Annotated in this window: 4 protein-coding genes; all 4 read right to left on the bottom strand. The window is 48.3% G+C overall.

Annotated features, from left to right (window positions below):
- Positions 1-89 precede the first annotated feature (89 nt).
- The 4 genes from GA0061070_RS24085 to GA0061070_RS24070 all read right to left on the bottom strand — a co-directional run bounded on the left by GA0061070_RS24085 (position 90) and on the right by GA0061070_RS24070 (position 3,499).
- A complete protein-coding gene (locus GA0061070_RS24085) occupies positions 90-599 on the bottom strand; it encodes a hypothetical protein (RefSeq protein ID WP_090139034.1) in 510 nt (169 codons plus the stop codon).
- A gap of 345 nt (positions 600-944) precedes the next feature.
- On the bottom strand, positions 945-1,148 hold the full coding sequence (locus GA0061070_RS24080; RefSeq protein ID WP_090139033.1) for a helix-turn-helix transcriptional regulator: 204 nt from the start codon (positions 1,146-1,148) through the stop codon (positions 945-947).
- A 131-nt stretch (positions 1,149-1,279) separates the two neighbouring features.
- Positions 1,280-2,302 carry a DUF6387 family protein gene (locus GA0061070_RS24075; RefSeq protein ID WP_090139032.1) on the bottom strand — a complete coding sequence of 341 codons (1,023 nt, stop codon included), beginning with the start codon at positions 2,300-2,302 and terminating at the stop codon, positions 1,280-1,282.
- Between the two features lie 183 nt (positions 2,303-2,485).
- Complete coding sequence (locus tag GA0061070_RS24070; protein WP_167353620.1) at positions 2,486-3,499, bottom strand: DUF3987 domain-containing protein; 1,014 nt, start codon at positions 3,497-3,499, stop codon at positions 2,486-2,488.
- Positions 3,500-3,602: the final 103 nt, after the last annotated feature.

The following is a 3,602-nucleotide window of genomic DNA, read 5'->3' as shown; positions in this document are numbered from 1 at the left end:
ACGGGCTTTACGCATAGCGATCTCCTTCGTTGGAAGATTGATTATGCCGGATGCTCTCTAAATATGAATGGCACGATTATGCGGGATACTTACAGGACCACCAGTAAACGAGAATGATGCTCAAAAAGATGATTCACATAATCTAATGCACCTTTTAAATTCTTACTGGCGGCCCGCTGGAAATTGCGTAGCTGTCGTTTATGGGGGGCTGCCTGTGCCTCCTCCCGAAAGCGCCTCAACACTTCGTTTATTGTCATAGCTTCCGTTACTGACAGGTCTGTCAGGTTATATGCTTTAAGCGTCGTATTGAATAGCCGTGTCGTGGGATGCAGCTGTTGATACTCACTGAGACTACTTTCCAGTAAAGTGAGTCCACTGATGGCTTCTTTGAGTAAATAGCCCATTCTGTTGTAGCTCCCGGACGGAGTCACTTTAAAAGTTTCAGTTTCAGAACGTAGTATTTTATTTAAAACAGAAAGTAGCTGGCGCTGTGTCTGTATGATATCCAGGTCTTCCGTAATAATGAGCGTAGTATCATGGTCAGCAGTATGCATACTGCTTGACTCAACATCCAAATAACTGTCGGTGATAATATCCATAATTATCCTGCACCTGTATTAATACAACCTTATAGTTGATAATCGGAATGCCATTGCGATGATAACGACACTTAGGTTAACATTATATAAAACAACAGTACGCATGATCCTATAAATAGCAACACATGGATAATATAAGATATCAGTGGCATTATTGGCTGACATTAATAGATAATATACTGGTTAATATCAACATCAGAAACATACTAATCAATATTAGTTTAATATAATATAAGAACCATAATTCCAATACGTTAACTTTATCTCTTATATCAGTGAAACCATGTCTATACCCATTATGGGAGACTAAGGGATCCATACTGATATCATGACAAGTTAGTGTACCTACATCCTTTCACGACTCTCCAGCCAGCCCCTGAGTTCACTGAGGTACCAGCGACTGGCACGCCCCAGTTTCAGGGGTTTCGGGAACTGGTCATTACTCATCAATTTGTAAATATACGCCCGGGAAAGCCCGGTGTTTTCACAGATAAATTTTAAGTCTACAAGTTTGAGTGGATTGCTCTCGTTCAGCTTATCGTCTTTCATCAGGCTCTCCTTTGTCGTGTTCTGAATACACGGCCATTCTTTCAGACAGAGGAGAGCGCTTCGTTCTGTATTATTTCCGTCAAAAAAATATTGCCATCAGGCCTGTTTTATGAGTCATAAATCAGTAGGGTTCAGGCATGCGTAGTGTCATAATACGATGCATCATAATCATCCGTGTTCTCCAGCAGCCGACTCAATATCTCCCCGGGATTGCCCTGGTTCATCACTTGGTTGAAGGTCCTCAGATAACGGTTGCGGAAATTGGTTTCGGAATAGCCCGTGCTGGCTGACGAGGCATCAAAGGGACGTTTTTCAAGCAAATTACCGATAACCCTTAACGGGAGGGCCGTTCTGTTCCTGATTTGCCACAGCAGCAAATCAATCAGCGGGATGAGGTGGCATGCCTGGATATCGTAAAGGAGTTTTTTGCGTACGCCGCCATGACACCCGGCAGACGGTGTAAACAATCCGTACTGGTTATCGAGGTCAGTTAACAACTCGCTGAACGCATCGATAAGCTGGGACTTTGAGAAGGAAGGATCCACCGCCAGGTAAATCTGCTCAATATGACTGCCAAATGCCTGTGTCTGAAGGCGCGTCAGCCGAGTCTCCGGTTCGATTTCACTTTTACGGTCATGCCCGAGGTAACAGGGATGCCGGGAAGTTTCCAGAGAAAATGTTGCCTCATCTGTCTCTGCCGCAGACAACGCATGATAGCAGGCGTCGATATCACCGATACTCAGCTCCCGCACCGGGAGGTCCAGTGCCGGAGAAGCAACATCTTCAGTAGGGCGAAGGTAATTCAGTTCCGGTATTTTCTCATGAGAGATAAACAGCTTGTGTAACGCTGGCTCACCCGCAATGATTTTCGGGTAGCAGGTCTGAAAGACCTCACCCGGCCCCAGCACCGCCCCATCCCATGTCACTATGTCGGGCGCGGTACACAGGCTTCCCCGCACCACCAGTTCCGTCATGAGCTCCCGCAGGGTCAGGTGACGCACGTATTGATAATGTTCGATACTAAACCAGGCAAGCACCTCCGGTCTGACGGAAATATTCTTCCGGCAGCGGGCCTGATGTAATAACTGCTGGTAATAGCAGTCCGGGTGAGCGTGAGTCTGCCCTGGTTGTTTCGCTTTTCCGGTCTCCGACACGTTTCCTCCTCTACTTTCCTATGCTGAAAGGCATTGAAATTAGTAGTCAATGGTATCGCAGATGAACGCATTTCAATCCTCTTCCACATCAGCAAGTTGCTAAATCTGCTTTATTTAGCAGATTTAGCAACGTTATGTCCCTCGCTTTAATTCATAAATTTAAGAGAGAGTCTGCCTGAATATTCAGCGGGCATACGGTACCCAGCCGTAAGGGGCAATCAATGTCGTCTTGTGATCCCACCAGAACGTAATACGTTGGGTCTGGTTCAGATACTGCAACGCCGGTTCCAGACGTCCGGGCTCGCGAAGCTTACCCGGTACCCGGGGGCTGGCCCAGCTACGCTTTAAAGGCTGCCCCTTATTATTCATAAAATGCCCATGCAGCCATTTCCACAGTAGTTCTGCATCCTGAATATGCTGCGGCACCTCCGGTACCGGCCCGAACAGGGCAAGCGCCTCATTCAGGTACCATTCGCTGACTTTCTGGGCCTGCATGACGGTAACTTCCGGGATATCCCCTTCAGCACCACTAAAATAGTGAAAAAGAGCAGCCAGTCGCGCCACTTTGTTTCCCTCTTTGGAAGCAAAATCACGTAAATGGTAATACCTGCCATTTTCTGCCATCTGTCGTTCAAAATAGTCACACATATCCATCCACCGCAACTGAGCCTCCGGCGTGAATGTCAGCTTCTGTCGGTCGGACGGGGCGTTTTTTTCGGTTTCAGCCAAATAAGCCTCCAATAAAGCCCCGAGACGTCCGTGATACGGCGCCAGTAATTGTCGGTAATTCTCCAGAGTGTGACCCGTCCGGGTCCCGATAGCACTCTCCGGGCGGGCAAAAAAGAAACGGGCAAGAAAGCCACTGCCCCTGGCCTGCTGCTGTGCCCGGCTGAAATACTTACGCAGAGGGGCATCCTGAACCATCAGACTCGCACTGAGTCTGGCGCCATGGACGGTGAAGCTTTCTGAGCTCCGGCGGGTAACGGTAAAAGGAGCGCCATCCCACAGATCATTCAGCATCCCCAGATTCTGTATGGCCTGCCCGCCCAGAATGATATCGCCCTCTGCGGAGTGTAAGGCCATCGAGCCCCCACCTTTGTACAACTGAAACTGCAGTGCTGCCGGAGTGATATCGCTGCCAAGCAGTTGTTCACGTGCCGGCTCCTCCGGTCGAGAGCGTTCAGAATTCTGTGTCACGTTAAAAATGTCAACGCCACGATCTGTGACCGTTATTTGCCATTTTCATGCCCGCCAGATGCTTTCTTTAATGATGCTGTCCGCTTTCCGCCATTTCATCGTC

It is taken from the genome of Kosakonia oryziphila, from assembly GCF_900094795.1.
Taxonomy (GTDB): Bacteria; Pseudomonadota; Gammaproteobacteria; order Enterobacterales; family Enterobacteriaceae; genus Kosakonia; species Kosakonia oryziphila.
Note: the sequence above shows the minus strand (reverse complement) of the source record. Positions and strands in the feature narration are given on the sequence as shown.

What these genes read in the sequence shown, in the direction of transcription:
- GA0061070_RS24085 (WP_090139034.1), bottom strand. Translation starts at nt 599, where the DNA reads ATGGATATTATCACCGACAGTTATTTGGATGTTGAGTCAAGCAGTATG.
- GA0061070_RS24080 (WP_090139033.1), bottom strand. Translation starts at nt 1,148, where the DNA reads ATGAAAGACGATAAGCTGAACGAGAGCAATCCACTCAAACTTGTAGAC.